The 20,420-nt window shown below is 35.0% G+C and carries 17 protein-coding genes and 1 pseudogene; 6 read left to right on the forward strand and 12 right to left on the reverse strand.

What is annotated here, in order from left to right; translation table 11 throughout:
• Positions 1–5: 5 nt before the first annotated feature.
• The 5 genes from KQI21_RS11520 to KQI21_RS11540 all read right to left on the reverse strand — a co-directional run bounded on the left by KQI21_RS11520 (position 6) and on the right by KQI21_RS11540 (position 4,488).
• Entirely contained in the window at positions 6–824 is an 819-nt protein-coding gene (locus tag KQI21_RS11520; protein WP_216484352.1) for a sulfite exporter TauE/SafE family protein, read from the reverse strand.
• Positions 825–1,512: 688 nt separating this feature from the next.
• Positions 1,513–2,073: a TetR/AcrR family transcriptional regulator gene (locus tag KQI21_RS11525; protein ID WP_216484353.1), complete on the reverse strand. Its 561-nt coding sequence runs from the start codon at positions 2,071–2,073 to the stop codon at positions 1,513–1,515.
• A gap of 72 nt (positions 2,074–2,145) precedes the next feature.
• Positions 2,146–2,916: an SDR family oxidoreductase gene (locus KQI21_RS11530; protein WP_216484354.1), complete on the reverse strand. Its 771-nt coding sequence runs from the start codon at positions 2,914–2,916 to the stop codon at positions 2,146–2,148.
• Positions 2,917–3,060: 144 nt separating this feature from the next.
• A complete protein-coding gene (locus KQI21_RS11535; protein WP_216484355.1) occupies positions 3,061–3,213 on the reverse strand; it encodes a hypothetical protein in 153 nt (50 codons plus the stop codon).
• Between the two features lie 723 nt (positions 3,214–3,936).
• Entirely contained in the window at positions 3,937–4,488 is a 552-nt protein-coding gene (locus tag KQI21_RS11540) for a glutathione peroxidase (protein WP_216484356.1), read from the reverse strand.
• A gap of 789 nt (positions 4,489–5,277) precedes the next feature.
• Between KQI21_RS11540 and KQI21_RS11545 the strand changes: the two genes are divergently transcribed.
• The gene (locus KQI21_RS11545; RefSeq protein ID WP_216484357.1) at positions 5,278–5,799 is read left to right on the forward strand and encodes a DinB family protein; all 522 of its coding nucleotides are present in this window, start codon (positions 5,278–5,280) and stop codon (positions 5,797–5,799) included.
• Positions 5,800–6,372: 573 nt separating this feature from the next.
• On the opposite strand, the pseudogene KQI21_RS11550 reads toward KQI21_RS11545, so the two are convergent.
• Positions 6,373–6,677 (reverse strand): annotated as a pseudogene (locus KQI21_RS11550) (P1 family peptidase); the annotation flags it as partial.
• A 984-nt stretch (positions 6,678–7,661) separates the two neighbouring features.
• Between KQI21_RS11550 and KQI21_RS11555 the strand changes: the two are divergent.
• The 5 genes from KQI21_RS11555 (at position 7,662) to KQI21_RS11575 (ending at position 12,490) form a co-directional block, all read left to right on the forward strand.
• Positions 7,662–8,060: a helix-turn-helix domain-containing protein gene (locus KQI21_RS11555; RefSeq protein WP_216484358.1), complete on the forward strand. Its 399-nt coding sequence runs from the start codon at positions 7,662–7,664 to the stop codon at positions 8,058–8,060.
• 409 nt (positions 8,061–8,469) lie between these two features.
• Positions 8,470–9,174 (forward strand): GntR family transcriptional regulator, encoded by a 705-nt coding sequence (locus tag KQI21_RS11560; protein ID WP_216484359.1) that lies wholly within the window; start codon positions 8,470–8,472, stop codon positions 9,172–9,174.
• Positions 9,175–9,212: 38 nt separating this feature from the next.
• A complete protein-coding gene (locus tag KQI21_RS11565; protein ID WP_216484360.1) occupies positions 9,213–10,202 on the forward strand; it encodes an ADP-ribosylglycohydrolase family protein in 990 nt (329 codons plus the stop codon).
• 18 nt (positions 10,203–10,220) lie between these two features.
• Complete coding sequence (locus tag KQI21_RS11570; protein WP_216484361.1) at positions 10,221–11,588, forward strand: purine-cytosine permease family protein; 1,368 nt, start codon at positions 10,221–10,223, stop codon at positions 11,586–11,588.
• Positions 11,585–12,490: a PfkB family carbohydrate kinase gene (locus KQI21_RS11575; RefSeq protein WP_216484362.1), complete on the forward strand. Its 906-nt coding sequence runs from the start codon at positions 11,585–11,587 to the stop codon at positions 12,488–12,490. Before KQI21_RS11570 ends, KQI21_RS11575 begins: the two co-directional genes overlap by 4 nt.
• A gap of 144 nt (positions 12,491–12,634) precedes the next feature.
• On the opposite strand, the gene KQI21_RS11580 is transcribed toward KQI21_RS11575, so the two are convergent.
• From KQI21_RS11580 to KQI21_RS11605, 6 genes are all read right to left on the reverse strand, one after another.
• The gene (locus KQI21_RS11580; RefSeq protein WP_216484363.1) at positions 12,635–13,327 is read right to left on the reverse strand and encodes a tryptophan synthase subunit alpha; all 693 of its coding nucleotides are present in this window, start codon (positions 13,325–13,327) and stop codon (positions 12,635–12,637) included.
• Positions 13,328–13,331: 4 nt separating this feature from the next.
• Positions 13,332–14,609, reverse strand: a complete 1,278-nt coding sequence (gene ulaA / locus KQI21_RS11585; protein WP_216484364.1) for a PTS ascorbate transporter subunit IIC — start codon at positions 14,607–14,609, stop codon at positions 13,332–13,334.
• Between the two features lie 190 nt (positions 14,610–14,799).
• Positions 14,800–15,069 (reverse strand): PTS sugar transporter subunit IIB, encoded by a 270-nt coding sequence (locus tag KQI21_RS11590; RefSeq protein WP_216484365.1) that lies wholly within the window; start codon positions 15,067–15,069, stop codon positions 14,800–14,802.
• On the reverse strand, positions 15,069–17,144 hold the full coding sequence (locus tag KQI21_RS11595; protein ID WP_216484366.1) for a BglG family transcription antiterminator: 2,076 nt from the start codon (positions 17,142–17,144) through the stop codon (positions 15,069–15,071). Before KQI21_RS11595 ends, KQI21_RS11590 begins: the two co-directional genes overlap by 1 nt.
• A 501-nt stretch (positions 17,145–17,645) precedes the next feature.
• Complete coding sequence (locus KQI21_RS11600) at positions 17,646–17,963, reverse strand: hypothetical protein (protein WP_216484367.1); 318 nt, start codon at positions 17,961–17,963, stop codon at positions 17,646–17,648.
• 738 nt (positions 17,964–18,701) lie between these two features.
• Positions 18,702–20,393 (reverse strand): DUF2207 domain-containing protein, encoded by a 1,692-nt coding sequence (locus KQI21_RS11605; RefSeq protein ID WP_216484368.1) that lies wholly within the window; start codon positions 20,391–20,393, stop codon positions 18,702–18,704.
• Positions 20,394–20,420: the final 27 nt, after the last annotated feature.

Here is a 20,420-nt window from a genome sequence, read left to right on the forward strand (position 1 = left end):
GCTCCTTATGACAACCCTTGAAAAATCATTCGAATACCAATTATAATTAATAAAATCCGCAAAATCCATTCAAGTGCTTTGCTAGTCAAACGCTGGTTCACGATTGCTCCAAGCTTGCCACCAATCCACGCTCCAGGGATAAAAAAGAAAACATACTTCCACACAATATGCCCCAGAACTATATGTGTCCCGGCTCCAATCAGGCTGATGAAAAAAATCATAAACATAGACGTTGCAGTAGCAATATGGGCAGGTATCCCAAATAGCAGTATCATAGCTGGTACCATAATGGATCCTCCGCCAATGCCAAATAAGCCTGACAGCATGCCAACCCCCAAGGAAAGAAAAAAGCCTATTGTAACGGAAACTTTATAATAATAAGTGGTTCCATGTAATGAAAAACTACGTACACCTTTTGTATCTTTATTGAATACCCGTGTTGACTCTTTCCGTTTTATTAATAAAACCAAGGAAATACCTATCATGACAAAGCCGAAGTAAAGCAAAAATTGTTCCGTCGCAATAAATTGATTTAACCAGGAACCTATTATTCCGCCTGGTATGCTACCAGACAATAATATTAGTCCAGTCTTATAATCAATCCGGTTATTTTTCCAATAAGTAAAGCTTGAAGATAACGCAGTAAAAACCATTGACACTAAAGAGATGCCAACAATTGCTTGCGGGGTTGCCCAACCAAACCCATCAGTAATCTGAGATAAAAATAGCAAGCAAGGGATAAGTACAATCCCTCCGCCCAATCCCATTAGAGAACCAACAAAAGCAGTTATAATTCCAATTAAAGAGCAAACTACAACAACCAAAATATATCCCTACCGTCCAAACAGTGATACTTTCTCACCTATAATAGTAGCATTGTTTTTCACCTATGGATATAGAAAGTTATTCTTTAACATAACATTTACAATCTAACAAAAGTTAAAAACTGTAAAAAACATTTTTAGTAAAAAATCCGGTTAATGACGTGTCATGACTCCAAGTGTATTTACTTCCAAAGGAATATTTGTATTATGTTAACTTGTCATTTCAAATCGTATACCATATGTCAATTTAAGATATACTTTTATAAAGTGAATCAATCAGTGGAGGGGTTCTTTTTCCCCACTGATTGATAGAATGAACACAATTGGGCATTTAACTTGCTGTTGGGTTCCTTCACTTATCCTCCTAGGTTTCACCTCGCGGCATCGAAGGGCAGGTCTTACAGCCAATTACACACGGAATAAAGTGAAACTTCATTCAGTAAGAGTTTTCTTCCATCTCCTACTGAATGTTAGTACCTAGAAGGGTATGACCTAAAGGCCCCCTGAACGAATCGGGCATTTAGGTGCCGTTTTCTCCCACTTAGACCCTTTTGTATCAACTCAGGCTCTTGAAGTGGGAGTCTTACGGCACCTTACATACGGGATAAATGTAACGATTACATACTGACCAGTTAGTACCTTTTAGGCGTAATTTAAATTTCACATTATCAAAAGCAATGTAGCTCATTTATTTCAAAATCCCTTGTAAGAGAATTTTACTATATAGTCCAACAAGCTCGTCTGCTGTTACTTCCCCATCTGGATCGTACCATTTATAACTATAGTTAATTAAACCCAAAATTCCAAAAGTAACCATATCAGCACGTAAATCGTTTCTAAACTCCCCGCTTTTAACGCCATGTCGCACAATCGTTTCAATATTCCAGCGAAATTGTTTACGTTTCTGTTTAATAATATCCATATTTTCATTAATTAAATGCCGCATTTCTCGAAAGAAAACTCGTCCACTGGCACCTTTATCTTTAATATCGTAAATTAACAGTACGATGATGGCTTTAAGCTTTTCTTGATTTGTCATCGGCTGTTGCATGATTTGCTGTTGCCTTTTTATTAAATCTTCAATGTAAGAAGAATGAATTTCCATTAACAATTGCTCTTTACTATTAAAATAGTAATAAAATGTTCCTTTCGTTACACGTAACTGATCAACAATATCTTGGATAGACGTTTGGCTAAATCCTCTGCTTTCAAATAGTTGGACGCTTGTCTCAATGATTTTATGCCTCATATTTTACGCTCCGCTCTATATATAATTTATCAACTAATGTATCATAATTGGTTGATCAGAATCTATCTTTGTTTACAGTGCATGAGCGCCACCATCAACTGTTAAAATATCTCCTGTGACATAATCAGAAGCATGGGATGCTAAAAAAACTGCAGCACCTTTTAAATCTGTTTCATTCCCTAACCGATTTAATGGTGTTCGATTTAGTATCATATTTTCTTGTTTTTCAATAAGAGTTTGAGACATCTTGGTCGGAAAGAAACCTGGCGCAATAGCATTTACATGAATATTATATTGTCCCCATTTAACAGCTAAATCTTTCGTAAACGTAATAACTGCTCCTTTACTTGTATTGTAACTAATGGTTTGCATAAAAGACGGTGTTCCTCCGAATCCAGCAATGGAAGCAATATTAATTATTTTTCCACACCTCTGGGAAATCATTACTTTGCCAACAGCTTGACTCATCAGGAAAGTTCCTTTCACATTTACATTCATCACTTTCTCCCATGCCGAAACTGGCATTTCTTCTACCGGAGCTGCCCAGGTAGCGCCACTATTATTAACTAATATATCTATTGTTTTAAAATAAGCTACCGTCTTTTTGACTACTTCTTCCACATTTTCTGGATTTGTTACATCACAAGCTAATCCAAGTGTTTCAACTTTATATGTCTTTAACTTATTAGCCATCTGTCTACAGGCAGATTGATCTCTGGAACAGATCACAATATTTGCACCTGCCTCAGCCAATGCTTCCGCAATTTGAGCCCCTACTCCTCTAGATCCGCCAGTAACAATTGCAGTTTTTCTTGTTAAATGAAACAAGTCCAAAACACTCATTAACAGATCTCCTTTGTGTAAACTCAACTTTGATACTTCTTAATTTCTAATTTTACAATTTGACGGCTACGAACTTCATTCGAACTATCCGCGATTCTCAACGTACGCGTATTTGCATAAAAATGTGCTAACGGAAAATCCTCATTAACACCTGCTCTCGCCAAATAGTTTAATCGTACAATCAATAACGCGTTGAGCAATATTTGGTGCAACTGCAACTATTTTAGTCATTGTAATTTCCGCACTTGCTTGCTTATTTCTAATCGCATCCATCATATAAGCTGCTATTAATGTCAATATCCAAGCTCCATCCTAAATTCAGCAATCCATTCCCAATTTACTCCTAGTTTAGCAAACGATTTTTCATATGATTTTCGTTGCAAAGAGCGTTATATCATTAATTGTAAAACCCGTTCAACAACACCAATAAGCCCATTAATTGCTCTTTTAGCTTAATGACTTTTTCGGAATATGAAAAATCTAACTTCATGACTCCGATGAGCATAATTTTTACGTTTTTATTTTTTAAAAGCAGACAAGTACACCAACATACTAACCGGTTAGTATGTTTAGTATACAGATAATTATGTTAATAAACAATGTTTTTTATAATCTTTTAAATCTTAAACAATAAAGTGAAACTTCATTCAGTAGGAGTTTCTTCCATCTCCTACTGAATGCTAGTACCTAGAAGGGTATGACCTGAAGGCCCTTGAACGAATCGGGCATTTAGGTGCCGTTTTCTCCCACTTAGACCCTTTTGTATCAACTCGAGGCTCTTGAAGTGGGAGTCTTACGGCACCTTACATACGGGATAAAAGAAACTTACCTCTTAAATCTTTATAAAAAGATTACGTTTTACAATGAGTAAATACATATTTGCTGTTCACAACCTTATTTTTAGGTTGAGACATAGTACATTTTTGCTAAAAATTGATTTGATTTTACTTTAAAATGAACTATTAAAAAACTCAAGAGACAGATTTACTTTAATCTCTTGAGTTAATACTTATATTAGAATTATGCTTTCAGTAACTTCTCTATTTCTTTTTCAAACGTCTTAGGCTCTTCTGACGGTTCAAATCGTTTTTCAACCTTACCTTCTTTATCAATTAAAAATTTAGTAAAGTTCCATTTAATTGAATCTCCTACTAACCATTGTGGATATTCTGAAGAAATCTTCATTTTTAATAATTTTTCTGCCATATTTGTTTCATCAAAGCCACGAAATGGTGCCTTTTGTTTTAAATAGTTAAATAGTGAATGCTCATCTGCACCATTGACATCAATCTTTCCCATCATAGGAAAGGTCACACCATAATTTGCCCGGCAAAACTCTGCCGCTCCTTCATTGGAATTTGGTTCTTGCTCTGCAAATTGATTACACGGAAAACCAATTATTTCAAATCCTTGTTGATAATACTTATTATAAAACTCTTGTAACTGTTCAAATTGATAGGTGAACTGACATTTACTGGCCGTATTAACAATTAAAAGGACCTTTCCTTGGAAATAAGATAAAGGGAGTGTTTCTCCATTTCGTTTCTTAACAGTAAATTGATGGACGGTCATTATTATCTCCTTCTCTTCATAAGTATTATTTTTTTATTAAATTTAATTAGTACGTCGAATATTATAAACTTTAACATGAAACCCAGTTAAATGTCCCGCTACCTAACTTATATAACATCCTTTAAAAACTTTCAAATATTATAGGACTTATATAAAGGAATATCCCCAATTTTTTCAGCTGAAGTAATGCCAGCTGCCAAATCAAACAAAACTGCACTCGGAACAATCGGAACCTTAGTAACTTCAACACAGGAGAAAGGATATGTTTCTTTTTTATTAATTCTCTGATATATTAGGTATTAACTAAAAATAGTAGGTGATACCTAAAGGGTGAGGTTATTAAATGGGGAAACAACCTTTTCTATCAGTAATCAGCAATTAACAAGAATTATACTATCCTACATATGAGAATCGAGAGAATACCAAGCAAGATTAATTGGTCTGATGGGAACAGCAACAGCGTGTCTAAGATATACAGAACATACCATAGCTCTTGGAGCAAAATGCTTAAATGAATTTTTAGATGTGTCAAATAAAATTCATATGGGAAGTTAGAGGATTATCTTATTGAGGAACAAATACACTCAGAGCGTAAAAGCATGAAGTAAGAAGTTTCATTAAAAATTAGGTGTATAGGTAACCGAAATTAGGTTAATCAACCAATAAATTTATTCCATTAAAGGGCCAGATTGTTAGTAACTCATTTTCAAAACAAAGATATTTATGCTGAACAAAGAATGACTAATTAAGATATTGTTTATGTTAAAAAGGCTAGGGAGAAAAAATGGGATGTTTTACGATTTACAAGGTGAAGCATATATGTCACCAATTGTGGGAATATTATATTCAGCTGTGAAAGAAAATAGCCAACGACTACAATTTATCACCGATGGTATGTCGCAAGAAGAAGTAGATTATAAGGGTCCAAATAACAAATTTAATAGTACAGCTCAATTAATAAAACATATCATGTATGTTGACCTTAATTGGGTTTATAGAATAAAAGGGCAACCACTTCCTGTTTCTTTAAAAGAGCAATATGGCCCCATGATAGATGAAAATAATAGGCTTTCGATGGTTAAAGGCAAGTCTTTGAACACACTTATGGATAAATATGAAGGTGTATTAAGAATGTTGAAAGATACATGTACACAACTAACAGATGCTGATTTAGATAAAGTTGTCACTTTTGGTCATGAGAATGAAAAGCAAGCAACCATTCGATGGGGCCTTTGGCATATGGCTGACCATAATCGCTATCATCAAGCTCATATCAATCAGCTTAGAAAGTGGTATAAGGAAAAAAATTAATTTCATTATTTATTCCAGAATAGGGCGCTGTTCTTTAACAGGGATGCTGTTTTGGGGATACCCCTATTTATATATGTACTTAGATGAATTAGAACAGCCAGCGAGGAATTAAAAGATATTAGAAAAACTTGGCTTGTCGCCAAGTCTTTAGCGAAAGCTGTAGTTTTTCTTATACTATAAACCCTAAAATTTTATACTTTCCTATAGTACAAAAAACTACATTGTACATAGTAAGGCATGGACAAACAGATAGCGTATGAGGAACTTGCCCTCTAAAATCCAAGCTAATTTGGATCTTCGCTACTTTCGTTTATTAAGTAAACAGCAAGAACATATGAGGGATTATGTAAAGAATAAGTTCATTAGTGTTCAATAGTTAGAAGAAAAGTTTGGAGATAGAATTCATCGGTTATTTGAATTAATACCTTTACTAAAGACAGAAAATATAGATAAAGATTATTTAAGGGAATTCATAATTAAACACCTAGATTTGTTAAATGAATCTTTTTATGGAACAAGGTCTAAACTAAGGAAACTTATTCGGTTCTATGATTAGGTAAAAAATAACTTATTCAGAGGAACATGTCCTTTACCATCCAAGCCAATCCCTCGCTCTTCTAAATATTGCAGGACCCCGTCAGCAGCTGTTAAACCGAAAGCACTTCCACCCGACAATGTGATCGCATGAACTTTATCAACCATGTGAATTGGATTTAACAAGTCTGTTTCACGCGTACCCGGTGCACCCGCCCCCTTACATCCACACCACAAACGGCTCCATCTTCAACAACTACAACCGAACATCCCGTTATTGCTGGCATGTTTTTGATGTTTCCTACTTTATTTTTGGGAACATCCGTAATATTTCCGTAAAGCATGAATAGCCCCCTTTCTCTTTATCTCGCATCTAAGATAGAGCAAGACTCCCGCTTCAAAAGTTATAGAGAATATAAAGAAATCTAAGGCGAGAGATAACTACAACTAAATGCCCGATTCGTTCAGGTCGACAGGACAAGGAAAGCTTCTTGAATAGGCATCGCACGCAGAAAAAGTGACCTTCTTTTTCAAGGACATGGAAAGCTACTCCTCGACACATCGCGGTTTTTCAAGGACATCGGAGATTTCATCCTTTGTTCTACTGCTATTAGTAAAGATCAAGGAAAAGCCCTACTAAACAAAGTTTCCCCTTTATATTTCTTTCTATATACCATCATTAAGAAAGAACTAATACTTTTCCGTACCTGGGTGAAGATAACTAAGATCAATATTGTCAAATACTGTATCAAGAGAAAAGCCTTTTGTCCTTTCTGGAATCTGTTCCTCTATTACACTCAAATTCTCCAGAAAGATCTCACCATATTATAGAGAAATTCTTCATTCAGATCAGCATAACAAATAATACATTTTCAAGATCCTATTGAATCTTCAGGTTAACTTGAGAAAACCCTTACTGAAAAGTAATCTATTCCCTATTCCTTCTCCGACAGCCTCAACAGTTTTCAATTTTTCCGGATTCCAAGCTACTACTTTTACACTGTTCCTAATATCTACTTCAGTTATTGTTGAATCTCTAGCCCTCATACTGCTTGCTCTAAACTATACGCCAACAATTCCATCTTCTATTTAATTGGCATTATGTCCAATTGAAGTAATTATCCTATTTACCCTTTAAGTATTACTCATCAAGAAATCGTCTTCATAATTAAAAGTATAAGTTTCTCCTCCTACCTTTTTCTAATTATCGTCATTAAAAACAATATTTTGTTGTTTATAAATAGATATAATATTTTTTGTTGGATATACAAAAATAATGAAGATGATATTTTATACTTTCCTTAAATCATGTGAGAGGATCGAATGGAATGCATACTTTTCAAGAACGTTTGAAGGACTTAAGAATTGAACACGGATATCTGCAACAAGAATTAGCAAGCATTCTAAATATAAGTACAAGTGCTTATGGTTACTATGAACAAGGTAGAAATGAACCCTCATTAGAAACGTTAAAGAAAGTAGCTGAAACATTTGGCGTGTCAACTGATTATTTACTAGGCTTAACAAACACAGCTAGTACGGACTATGAATTCGACGATCAACTAACACTTACAAATGAAGAAATGAATGTTGTGAAAAACATGAAGGATTTAAAGCTTTTACAGGAGCTTGGGGAAGATCCAAAAAATGTTAAAAGGCTTCAAAGGTGTTGGAAATTTATTAAAAATGAACTTTTTATCGAAAAGAAGAACCAAGAGCATACATGAAAATGCACTTCTGCTGTAGAAAGCTGGCTTTTCCTCCTTAGTCGAGCCAGCTTTAATGATAAAAAATTATCTAAGCGACTAGTTACCGTAATTTCTATACTATTTTTAGATTCAAATAAAAATAGTCACTCCAGACAGATTTAATGCCTTATATATAATCCCCCATATTTAACGATCCGTAAATCTGGATTAATCACTTAACAAAATATCATAAAGATATACTGGCTATATGGTTAATTTAAAGCAATAACATAGAAATAAATAATTCATTGACATATTAAGTAAGAAGGACTATGATGAATTTGAAATCGATTTCACTTAACTCAACTTGTCTACTCAAGTAAACAAGTTATTTCAATGAACACTTGAGCTAAATAGAAAAAGAAAATACAGTTGGAGGTTGATTACTTTGGCTATTGATAAGACAAGCTTTGTTCCTATTTATTTACAAATTAGTGAAGACTTAAAGTCACAAATATTGTCAGGAAAATATCAAAACGGAGATCGTCTTCCATCTGAAAATGAATTAGTTGAACAATATGAAGTTACTCGTACTACGATCCAGCGATCTCTATCTGAGCTAAGCAATGAAGGAATTATCGAAAGAATTCATGGCAAAGGGACATATGTCCGCTTAAGAAAGGTTCGTGAAAACATTTGGAATTTCAGTGGTTTTTCAGCTTATGCAAAGAAAACAAATCAACGGCCAATTACAAAAGTTATGAAGCATGAAATCATCACTAAAAAGCAAAAGAATTACTTAAAGTTAATTCGCCTACGTGGTTTTCAAAAGCAAGACAAGCAAGAATGGATGACGTTAGATACGTCCATTTTAAATTTAGAAATGTTTCCTGCGCTAGATAAATATGATTTTTCTAAATTATCATTGTATGACACATTAGAAAAGAACTTTGATACAAAACCAAATTATGCACGTCTTCATGTGAAAGCGATTCACGCAAATGAAAAACTGATGAATTACTTCAAAATTACTTCCTCCTCCCCTTTACTAAATGTTCAAGGAACTGTTTTCGATCAACATGGGAGAGCAATTGAAAAAGTAAATGTTATCTATAGTGATCATGCTGATTTTAATGTAGTTATAAATATTTAAGGCTGTTTAAAGAATAATAGATATCAAGGAGGACAACCATGAAAAATCAAATCTTAGGAACACTTTACGGACTAGCAATTGGAGATGCTATGGGAATGCCATCTGAACTTTGGAGCCGAAGAAAAGTAAAAGAATATTTCGGGAAAATTGAAACCTTTTTAGACGGCCCAAAATCAAATGAAGTTGCCAAACACTTTTCAAAAGGCCAGTATACCGACGATACAACTCAAGCACTCATCATTTTAAATGCTTTAATGGAAACTGAGTTTGAGCCAAATGATCAAGTAATTGCTGAAAAGCTGATTGAATGGGCAGAAGAAATCCACGCATTTGATAATGAAATTCTCGGACCAAGCTCAAAAGCCGCTCTCCTAGCGGTTAAAAACGGTAAGGATGCATCCAAAATCACAGCAACCGCTGTAACAAATGGTGCTGCAATGCGAATTGCACCAATTGGTTGCTTATTTAACTCCAATCAATCCGATGCATTAATTAATTATGTATGGCGAGTTAGCAAAGTAACCCATGCATCCGATGTTGCTATTACTGGAGCTGCAATGATTGCAGGAGCCATCAGTTCAGCCATGGAGAAAAAAACATGGGAAGAAATCGTAACAGATACGATGAATATTCATGACAAGGCACTTGCTTATGGTGCTGAAACCTTCAGTCCGTCCCTAAAGGCACGTTTAGAGCTTGGACTCGAATATGCTCATAAATTCTCAAATGATGAAGAAGCGTTTTCCAATTATATTTATCGGGTTATAGGTGCTGGCGTATCAACAAGTGAATCTGTACCTGCTGCATTAAGTATTGCTTATTATGCAAAAACTGTAGAGCGTTGTGCAATCTTAGCTGCCAATTTAGGAGGAGACACAGATACAATTGGAGCAATGGCAACTGCCATTTGTGGAGCAAAACAAGGCGCCGATGAAATGGACCCAAGCTATCTCCAAACCATTAATGATAATAATAAGGTTGATTTTAATCACTATGCACAAGCTTTACTGCACTACCGGAAAAATTGACCAAGGAGGATATTAAAAATGACTGAAAACAAGAACATGATTACCGTTCCTTCAGAAGAAAGAATTGGCAAACCGAACGATTTGTTTTTCATTTGGTTTGCTGCAAACATCGGTATTTTAGGTGTTGTATATGGCGCAATGATTGTTGGTTTTCAATTAAGCTTTATTCAATCGACCTTAGCTGCCCTGATTGCCGCACTTTCCTTCATTCTTGTTGGCTATATTAGTGTGATTGGAAAGAAAAATGGTATCACTACGTTCATGTTATCAAGAGCAGCCTTTGGAACAAAAGGAAACTGGATTCCTAATTTTCTAGGATGGTTGAATTTAGTTGGATGGCTATCTGTTAATGTCGTTACTGGCACCCTGATTTTACTTTCCTTAGCCACTATTTTTCATATCGATCAAAATAGTACCATCACATTGATTTGCTTGCTTATTTTTGCAACATTAGTTTTACTTTCTGGCTTATTGAATCAACAGCAATTAGCTAAATTACAAACATTTTTCACGTATGTTTTTGGCGGTCTGACATTGATTATCTTAGTTATTCTGATTCCTCAGACTGACTTTCAACAACTATTTTCTATGCCAAATGGAAGTTGGTTAAAAGGATTCCTCCCAGCTGTGTCTATCATTATGGCAGGGACCGGAATTAGCTGGTCGATTGCCGGAGCAGATTACAGTGCTTATCAGTCACCAACTAATAAAAATAATGCCATTATGTTTAGTGTATTATTTGGAGCAATTATACCTTTATTTGTAATCATGTTTGTTGGTATATTATTAAGCACTTCTCTACCAAATATTGCAACATCAGCAAATCCAATTGACGTAATTGCTCATGCTCTTCCATCATGGATTTCAGTAATTTATTTTATAACTGCAGTAGGTGGATTAATCCCACAATGTATTATTAGCTTAAAATCAGCAAGAGTAAATTTAGAAACGTTAAATATACAAGTATCAAATCAGGTATCCTTAATGATTCATGGTGCAATCATGATTCTAATTCCTGTTTATGTGCTCTTTATTTCACAAGACTTTCTATATAATTTTCAATTATTTCTTGGGTTACTCGGCATTGGAATCGCTTCCTGGGCAGCAGTATTTATAGCTGATTACTACTTTAATCGAAAATCCGGGTATGACCTAAAGCTGTTAGAACCCAAAGGATCACATTCTTTTAACAAAACCGGAATTATAAGCTGGTCCATTGGCGTCATTATCGGTTTTCTATTTACTAACACCGACTTTTTTAGCGGTCCATTTGCTGTGGGTATTTTTCGGGACAATAGTTTAGGATTATTACTCGCCTTTATTTGTAGCTATATCGCCTATGTTCTTATCCATCTATTTATGAGTGATCGGAGGGAAAATGAATGAAACAAGAGCAAACAGCAAATAAAAATGTCTTAATTATTGGAGCTGCTGTAATCGATATGATCGTTCATGTGAACCAATTACCAAAAACAGGCGAAGACATTTACGGGAAGCATGTAGAAACGATGGTTGGCGGCTGTGCTTATAATGTGCAACAAGTAATAAACCACTTTGGTATAAATCATGATTTATTTGTTCCAGTTGGTATTGGTCCACATGCTCATATTATCCGTACACATTTAGAAAAGCAGCAAATACCGATTATTTTAGAGGATACGTCTAAGGACAATGGATGGAATATTTCATTTGTGGAACCGGATGGAGAACGTACCTTTCTGACTATCCCTGGCTTGGAAACAGAATGGCGACATGAATGGTTTCAACGTATTCATCTAGCGGATTATGATTATATTTATTTGTCAGGGTATGAACTGGAAGGAACCTCTGGTGAAGTATTAGTTCAGGAAATCATGCAAAATAGAGCAAAACACGCCAAAATCATTTTTGATCCTGGTCCGCGCATCGCTTATTTAGATAAAACTGTATTGGAAACCATTTTAACTGCAAATACAATTGTACACTGTAACTTAAGCGAATTAAAGGAGCTTATGTCTGTTAAGACGGTGACAGAAGGCGCAACTTTCCTATATCAAAAAACCAAAGAAGCAATTGTCGTAACAATGGGAGCAGAAGGCTGTTTCTACCTAGACAAGAACCGTTCTGGAATCATTCCGGCTAAACCAGTGAAAGTAGTTGATACCATTGGTGCAGGTGATTCACATACTGGTGCTTTTATCAGTGGTTTAGCTCAAGGGTTAACCCTTGAAGAAGCATGTCGATTAGGTAACCGTACCTCCGAAAAAGTCGTTCAGCAATCCGGCTGTAACTTGACAAAGATACTTTAAAAACTAAAACAAACATCCTACTGTCAATCAATAAATCAGTAGGGTGTTTGTTTGTAAATAAAATCTGCAATGCATTCACATTATTACTCTAGCTTTTCGCTCTGTAAAAAGAAACATATTCAAGTAAATCACACAAATCTATCCTCAATCTATACTTTTTAAATCCTTTATATAAGCTGCAACTTCTTCTAGGGTGGATGTTGTAACTTTATTAACAAAGTATGAGCCAATTATAGCTCCATCAGCACCATTTTTAAAAACCTCAACTACGTCTTTTCTTTCTTTAATCCCAAAACCAACATAAATAGGTAGATCACTATGCTTTCTAATCCGTTGCATTGTCTCTATATAATTAATAGGGACATGATCAAAGCTCCCTGTTTTTCCAACCCCACTCATACAATAAGCAAACAGACGATTATTTCTCAACTTCTCCTGTAAAGTAATGTTGGAAATGTTCTCATTGTACAGCTGAATTGGAGATGGAAAGTCATTTAACGTAATCATTCTATCAACACAAAGCAGCCCATCATAATCCATTTTCTCATCCAGTAAATGGTATTTGTCCAAGCCGTCCTTATATGTCATTAAAACTACCTTAAATGAATATTTTTCTCGTATTTGCTGTAATATTTTGTTTAAATATACTTTATTAAAACCCTGTTCCAATACTTGTTTATGGCTGTTTTGAATAATTTTTCCATCCATATGAGCATTGGCTACTGGTATACCTAATTCAAGTACATCGACATGATATTTTTCCATTATATCAAGGATGGAAAAAAATTGATGTTCATTTGGGTAACAACAAGGCAAGTAAAGTGCAAGCTGTTTCACATCCCTATCCTCCAATCATTTTAAGCAATAATCCTAATAACGGGCCATATAAGGCGTAGTCTGTTTCACTAAGAATCCGCATAATCGAAGCATAGGATCCAATATATGGTAGTAAAAGTGCTTGTCCAATAATCAGAATTAAACCATTGGTGAAAGAGCCGATTAATGCCCCACGTACACCTCCGGTAGAGTTACCAAAAATAGCTGTTACAGCTCCTGTAAAGAAAGTAGGAATGAGAGCAGGAAAAACTGCAATTGGATAATCAATCATTGCTAACAAGACCATACCAACAAAGCCTGCAACTAAACTTGTTAAAAACCCTACAATTACTGACGTTGGATAATTAGGAAATAATAGAGGTACGTCTAATCCTGGCTTTGCATTTGGTATAACTTTATCAGCGATACCATGAAATGCAGGAATAATTTCTGCTAAGAGCATTCGTACGCCGGACAATATTACTGTAATCCACAGACCAAATTGTAAACCGTTCAATAGAGAAAATGTAAAGACATCTCTTCCTTCACTAATATTATTGGCAACCCAGCTCGGACCAGCTATAAAAGATACAATAAGGAATAACAAAAACATGATAATTGTAAGCGCAATCGTCATTTCGCGAAGAAAATTTAAACTCTTTGGGATTTTAATGTCTTCCAAATCACGCTCTTTATTTCCAAATAACCCACCAAGTTTTGCTGCTATCCAAACCCCACTAGAACTGGAATGACCAAGCGTAAAACCTTCTCCGCCTTTTACATTCTTCATAAGGGGTGCAACATAAGAACAGGTGAAAGTCAAATAAAATCCTAAAATAAAGGAGCCAGTTAAAACTAGTGGAATAAATCCCATATTTGTACCAAATTTCAGTAGGGCAGCAATTAACCCTGCATAAAAAAAGGATACGTGAGCAGACAAATGCACATATTTAAATGGTGTTAATCTGGCAAATAAAATATGGATAATAAATCCTAATGCAAATATTAATGCCATTTCTGTTCCTATTTCCACAAAGCTTTCTGTTTGTGCTTCTGCAAGTGTTGGAATTTCTGCATTCAGGTGAAAAACTTTACTTAGCATTGGCTGTAATGGAAGCAATGAAATTCCTAATGATTGCGCTCCAGTATTAATGAGTAAAAAACCAATCATTGTTTTAGCAGTACTTGAAACTATTGAATCAAAGCTTTTTCTTTGCGCCAACAGCCCGATAAGTACAACCATACCGATTACAAATACTGCCTGACTGAAAACATTATCAATCAGATACATAATAAAATCCATAGTTGCCCTCTCCTTAGATTGTATTCAAGTGCATGAATTAATTTTTTTAAAAAAGAGTTTGATAGTTATTAAAACAACTGGATATCCCAACCTTGGGAATATCTGGAGTAACCTATAGCGTGCATGAGTTACTCCAATAATTACTGTTTATACATAAATGTTGATCTAATCTTCATTCGCCTAAATATATTTATTGAATTACTTTTAATAATTCAGTTCTTAACAACTCCTTATCCATCATGTTGTCAATTCTCACTATTTTTGCTTTGGAGTGCCGTAAAATATCTGCAAAATCTGAGGTAGTAATGACAACATCGTAATTATCTGCGCTAACAGAGCCAATATCTGAAGCTTCTACATTTGCTTGAATCCCTTCTTCAGCTAACACCTGTTGTGCAAAAACTCTAAGCATCATACTACTTCCTACACCTGCTCCACAAACCGTAACAATATTTAACATTAGTTACCCTCCTCTTGAAATATTTTCATAATTTCCTTTGGCGTTTTTGCATTTAAAATTGCAGCTAATTTATCTTCTTGATTTAATACGCCAACTAACTCAGATAATGCAGTTAAGTGGGTTTCATGATCTATAGCACAAAATCCGATAACAATTTTAACCGGATCATTGGTTCGATGACCAAATTCAATTGGTTCCTTCAATGTAACGATGCTAAAACCAATATCCTTTGCTCCATACTCAGGTCTTGCGTGAGGCATTGCTATACCAGGTGCAATAACAATATATGTGCCATTTTCGTGGACATTATCAATCATAGCCTGAATATATGTTTGTTCAATAAGATTATTTTTCAAAAGTATTTCCCCACTACACCTAACAGCACTATCTCTATCTTTCAGTTCTGCTTGTGTCATAATTAACTTCTCATTTAATACTTCTATTAACACAGGATTTGTACTCCTCTCTATTTTTGGCAATTTCGTTGCATCGTGCTGAAAATAATTCTGTAATTTATTATGAAGAGCTACTGGATCATGAATGGTACAATAGGGATAAATAATATGAAGAATATCCAACACAAGTAACTCTTCTCCTTCTAACTTTTCAAGCATCAATGTTAACTTTTGTATATCTTCTTTAGATAGTACAGGATTAACAGTTACAACCTGTGTCTCATTCATTTCTAGCGGGACTGTCGTAATTACTAAATCAATTAATTCAGTCTGTACAATTTCATTGGCCTGTCTTGCCGGAAAAGAACCGAGTACACGGAGATGAAATAAGTTCTTTAATTGAGTTGCTAACATTTGGGATGTACTCATACCTGTATCACAAACAATGATCACAACCGGTTTTCTGCGTATACTCTTTTTTTGTCTCTCCAAAGCAGCAGTGACATACATAGTAATAAATGAAGCTTCATCTTCATTGAAAACAATACTTAGTTTGATTTCGATAACATGAATTGCTTTCAAAACATGCTGGTGAATATAACTATAATTTTCTCTAATCTCATCCAATACTGGATTAGTGATCGTTGTCCCATTTCTAATTCGATACAATGCAGGTCGCAAATGGGCAAGTAACCCATTAAATAATTGTGCATCTTTCATTAATGGTATCTGAAATGACTCTTCCAGTTGTTTTATAAACTCTCGGGTAACCATTTGTAAAGGTAACCACTGATCGTTTATATTTCCATATTGCTTTACATCCTGCAAACTACTGCTGACAAATTGAGCAGCAAAGTACACAACTTCATTCTCAGGAAAATTAATGTGGAAAAGACGATCTATTTCTTCTTTTAGGAAACAGGCAACCTCGTATTCCCTTGTTTCCCGAACACTATCTGCCGCAGCTCCTTTTTCTAACATTTTTTCCTGTTTTACACGTGTAATTGCAAGACCGAGATGAAGCATGACTCTAAAATAGGAATGATCAGAAATGATAATTTGAAGTTCTCTTTCTGCCATTCCAATAATATGGGTAAGATGGTCAATGTCCTCAGAAGAAAGAAACTCATTGAGAATGGATTGCTTTGTATTAGAGATCTGAATGCGATTTCTTTTTTCCTCTCGAAAAAGCGCTAATAATGCTTTTCGGATGGCTAATTCTGTTCCTTCTATCTTTAAACCTTTATATGGATAGGACATTAATGATAATTGATGAGAAATGAGCCATTTTTTCCACAGTTTCATATCATTTATGACTGTATTTCTGGAAACCTTTAAAAAGTTCGATATTTGATCTATCGTTACATATTCATGTTGAATGAGCAGATAGTGTAATGCGTGATATTTTCGTTCTTCCGGAGTGTGATAGCTGAATTCTTCAAGGTCAAGAAGATCCTTTATCTTTTGCTGTTCAAGCTTATGAAGCTCTACCCGGATGCCGACTCCTTTTTGACGTTGCAATGGCGAAAAGGAATGTTTATTAAAAAAATCGTCTATTTCCATCAAATCATTGTAAATCGTACGCTCACTAACTGAAAAATGGTCAGAAAGTTCGTTGATAGTAAAAAATTGATCATTTTCCATTAACAACAGCATTAGATCTCTAGCTCGACTATTCATCTTATCTCCACCTCATCTTCATTATAAGTTCCTATGTAAAACGGTACCAAGACCAAATAATTGCAGGTTAACTTGCAATTATTTATGAATCTGTTTCAAACTCCAATTGCAATTTGTTATATAATGAACAAATTATCTTCTAGCTTTATTCTCTTATAGCAAGTTTTACTTATTTGTGTAGTCTACCCAAATGAGGTATTCTTAATTTCTATAATGCGAAACTCCATTCCTCACTGATAAAAGTATTAGAAAAACTTAGCTTGTCGCCAAGTCTTTAGCGAAAGCTGTAGCTTTTCTTATACTATAAACCATAAAGTTTTATACTTTCCTATAGTGGAACAAAAGCTAAAATCTCAGGCGACCATGAAAACCGCGATGTGTCGTCGTTGTAGCTCGTTTGGCGTTAAAAAAGAAAAGCACTTTTTCTACATGCGATGCCTATTCAAGAAGTCTGACTTATCCTTAGAAAAAGAAGGACACTTTTTCCTGCGTGCGATATATTTACTTCCGAAGCTTTTTCTTGTCCTTGAAAAACCGCGAAGTATCGCTGTCGTAGTCTTTCTTGTCCTTGAAAAAGAAGTACGCTTTTTCTGCGTGCGATGCATTGCTGACGTAGTCTTTCTTGTCCTTGAAAAAGAAGTACGCTTTTTCTGCGTGCGATGCATTGCTGACGTAGTCTTTCTTGTCCTTGAAAAAGAAGGTCACTTTTTCTGCGTGCGATGCATTGCTGACGTAGTCTTTCTTGTCCTTGAAAAAGAAGTACGCTTTTTCTGCGTACGATGCATTGCTGTCGTAGTCTTTCTTGTCCTGTCGATCCAAACGAATCGGATATTTAGATGCCGTTTTTTCCTACTTAGATTTCTCCATATTCTCTATAACTATTGAAAGTCTTACAGAACCTTAGATGCGAGATAAAAGAACCGTAAATAAAGTGAAACTTCCATGAATGGGCGTTTTCTTTCATTCCCCACTCATGGTTAGTTGAACGAATCGGGCATTTAGGTGCCGTTTTTTCCCACTTAGACCCTGTTGTATCAACTCAGGTTCTTAAAGTAGGAGTCTTACGGCACCTTACATGCGGGATAAAAGATCATACAAAATCCCTCTTTGCAAGCAGAGGGGGATTTATCACTTATCTATTTTATTCATGCACGCCAATTACACTCTTTGTTTAACCAGTTTTATATCTAGATAAAGGAATGCTAATTCTAATAATCAATAGTAAAGAAGGTAAAAAAATGGTATAGTCAATTTTTTTTATATATGCATTTTTCCTTTCTCCACTCACATAAACACTAATCAAGTTTTTCAAATATATTTTTCATTACCACTTGGAAAAAGACTGTAAACGTAATAAAACAAGTTTACTCATATTTTATTTGTTTAGGCAATGCACATTCATCGACCTATCCTTAACTAATTAACAAATTGCTCTTTTATTAAAAACTTAACTATCTGTACAATGCGAAAACAACCCTAATTTTAAATCTTTCTTAACATGAAAAAATGACGAAAGAAACTAGTTCTGTCGTCATTTTCTACAGTTCAACGAAACCATTAGAAAGCTCCGGAACCGCCACCTCCACCTCCAATACCTGTTCCTGCTCCACTACTGGCTGCTTGTGCTTCCGAGGCTGCAGCTACAGTTGAATTAGCACGATCGAATTGTTGGTTAATGGCAGATGCAATAAGTACCATCATAATTAAGTCTGCGTTAGTATCATTTGCTTGTGGAGTGTGATTTTGAAATAACTCTCTATTCTTTTCTTTTATTTGCTTATCATTGACACCAAATCCGTAAATAAAAGCACGTTTTTGCTCATCATCAACAAGAGTGTCCCAGTCGGTTGATGCAACCTGAGGATATTTTTCCTGAAATTCTTTCCACTGCCTAAAAATACGAGCACCTTTTAATGTACGGGGTCGATATATGATCGCAAATAAAATAAGTAAACTAAAGTAGATAATGGATAATGTCATACTCGCATACAGTCCATGGATTGCGAAAATAATAATAAATGGAAGGATAAGCAAACTTGATAGTCCAATAGGTATACGGATACCCAGTTTGTTATCAATCAATTGATGACTATCTATTTCTTCTTTCACTGCATATTTATAATCTTCCATCTTTCGTTGATAAACATCTAGATTTGATTTTTTCTTCGTATATGCTTTTAAATCTTGAGTACGAAATACACCATTTTTTCCAACAGTGTAAAACAGCCAATCAATAAGAACTGCCTCATGTCTATGGTCTGTATCATAATCAACAACTGTAAAGGTATCATGACTGTCTCGTTTAACGTATCCTTTATGTTCTAAATCAAGTAAAGCAGCGGTCATTATTTCAGCATCCATTTTCCCCCTACTCATATAAACAATGGTTGCCGGAAGACTCATCTCTTGTTTTGGTAAAAAGTATGGAGAACAATATTGCTGCTCTAATTGTAACTTCTTCCTATGCCTTTTGCGCCATGCAAGTAACAACAATCCAGCTAAATAAATAGTAAATGCACCTATCACATAAGGCGAAATATCATTTAAAACGGATTGTCTTTTGACAAAAGCCCTTTCTTTAGCAACTAGTTCTCGCTTTATAGACAGTAAATTCTCACGCATGGACTTGTCTTCAGTTAGCAAAACACCGGGAAAAAGCGCTCTATCATAAGCAACAAGAATATCACCATCTTCCCCACTATTGACAAATCCCATCGAAAAATGAACCACTCCGCCTGTTTCCATCTTTTCTTTAGAAAAAGCTTCATCTTCTCCGTAGGCAATTACTGCTTCTGTTTTTTGTGGAGGATGGATAAAAACATCTAGCTGTTCATAATCAGATTCATTGCTACTATCAAAAAAAGGCCAGTTGAATACAGCGACATCTGAATAAACCTTTAAGCTATCCTTAATAATATATGTTAATTGAATAGTTACTCTCTCGTCTTTTCCGCCGCGATATATCTTATATTCATTACCACCCTGTGCTACTTCTAATGTTCTTCCTTTTTCTGAAGCTTTCATGTCATAGATAGAAGTTCCCTTTTTTGGTATTATTGTACGGGTAATTCCATTAAACTTGCCATCAAACTGATACGTATGCTGTTCAGTTACCTGTACCTCTCCATCCTCCTGTAAATAAGCATCGATTTTACTTTGCTCTATAGAATAATCTACTGCCAAAACTGGAATAGGGATCATCAATATGCCAATTAATAGTGCAACTAACAAACTGAGCTTCTTAACCATGATTTTGCCTCCTTATAGCACTGTAAT

The sequence above is a fragment of the Virgibacillus proomii genome (assembly GCF_018916875.1).
Taxonomy (GTDB): Bacteria; Bacillota; Bacilli; order Bacillales; family Amphibacillaceae; genus Virgibacillus; species Virgibacillus proomii_B.

Excerpts from the sequence above, each read along its gene's own strand:
- KQI21_RS11555 (WP_216484358.1), top strand. The coding sequence starts at position 7,662 with ATGCATACTTTTCAAGAACGTTTGAAGGACTTAAGAATTGAACACGGA.
- KQI21_RS11590 (WP_216484365.1), bottom strand. The coding sequence starts at position 15,069 with ATGTTAAATATTGTTACGGTTTGTGGAGCAGGTGTAGGAAGTAGTATG.
- KQI21_RS11575 (WP_216484362.1), top strand. The coding sequence starts at position 11,585 with ATGAAACAAGAGCAAACAGCAAATAAAAATGTCTTAATTATTGGAGCT.
- KQI21_RS11540 (WP_216484356.1), bottom strand. The coding sequence starts at position 4,488 with ATGACCGTCCATCAATTTACTGTTAAGAAACGAAATGGAGAAACACTC.
- KQI21_RS11595 (WP_216484366.1), bottom strand. The coding sequence starts at position 17,144 with ATGAATAGTCGAGCTAGAGATCTAATGCTGTTGTTAATGGAAAATGAT.
- ulaA (WP_216484364.1), bottom strand. The coding sequence starts at position 14,609 with ATGGATTTTATTATGTATCTGATTGATAATGTTTTCAGTCAGGCAGTA.
- KQI21_RS11605 (WP_216484368.1), bottom strand. The coding sequence starts at position 20,393 with ATGGTTAAGAAGCTCAGTTTGTTAGTTGCACTATTAATTGGCATATTG.
- KQI21_RS11530 (WP_216484354.1), bottom strand. The coding sequence starts at position 2,916 with ATGAGTGTTTTGGACTTGTTTCATTTAACAAGAAAAACTGCAATTGTT.
- KQI21_RS11525 (WP_216484353.1), bottom strand. The coding sequence starts at position 2,073 with ATGAGGCATAAAATCATTGAGACAAGCGTCCAACTATTTGAAAGCAGA.
- KQI21_RS11545 (WP_216484357.1), top strand. The coding sequence starts at position 5,278 with ATGTTTTACGATTTACAAGGTGAAGCATATATGTCACCAATTGTGGGA.
- KQI21_RS11570 (WP_216484361.1), top strand. The coding sequence starts at position 10,221 with ATGACTGAAAACAAGAACATGATTACCGTTCCTTCAGAAGAAAGAATT.
- KQI21_RS11565 (WP_216484360.1), top strand. The coding sequence starts at position 9,213 with ATGAAAAATCAAATCTTAGGAACACTTTACGGACTAGCAATTGGAGAT.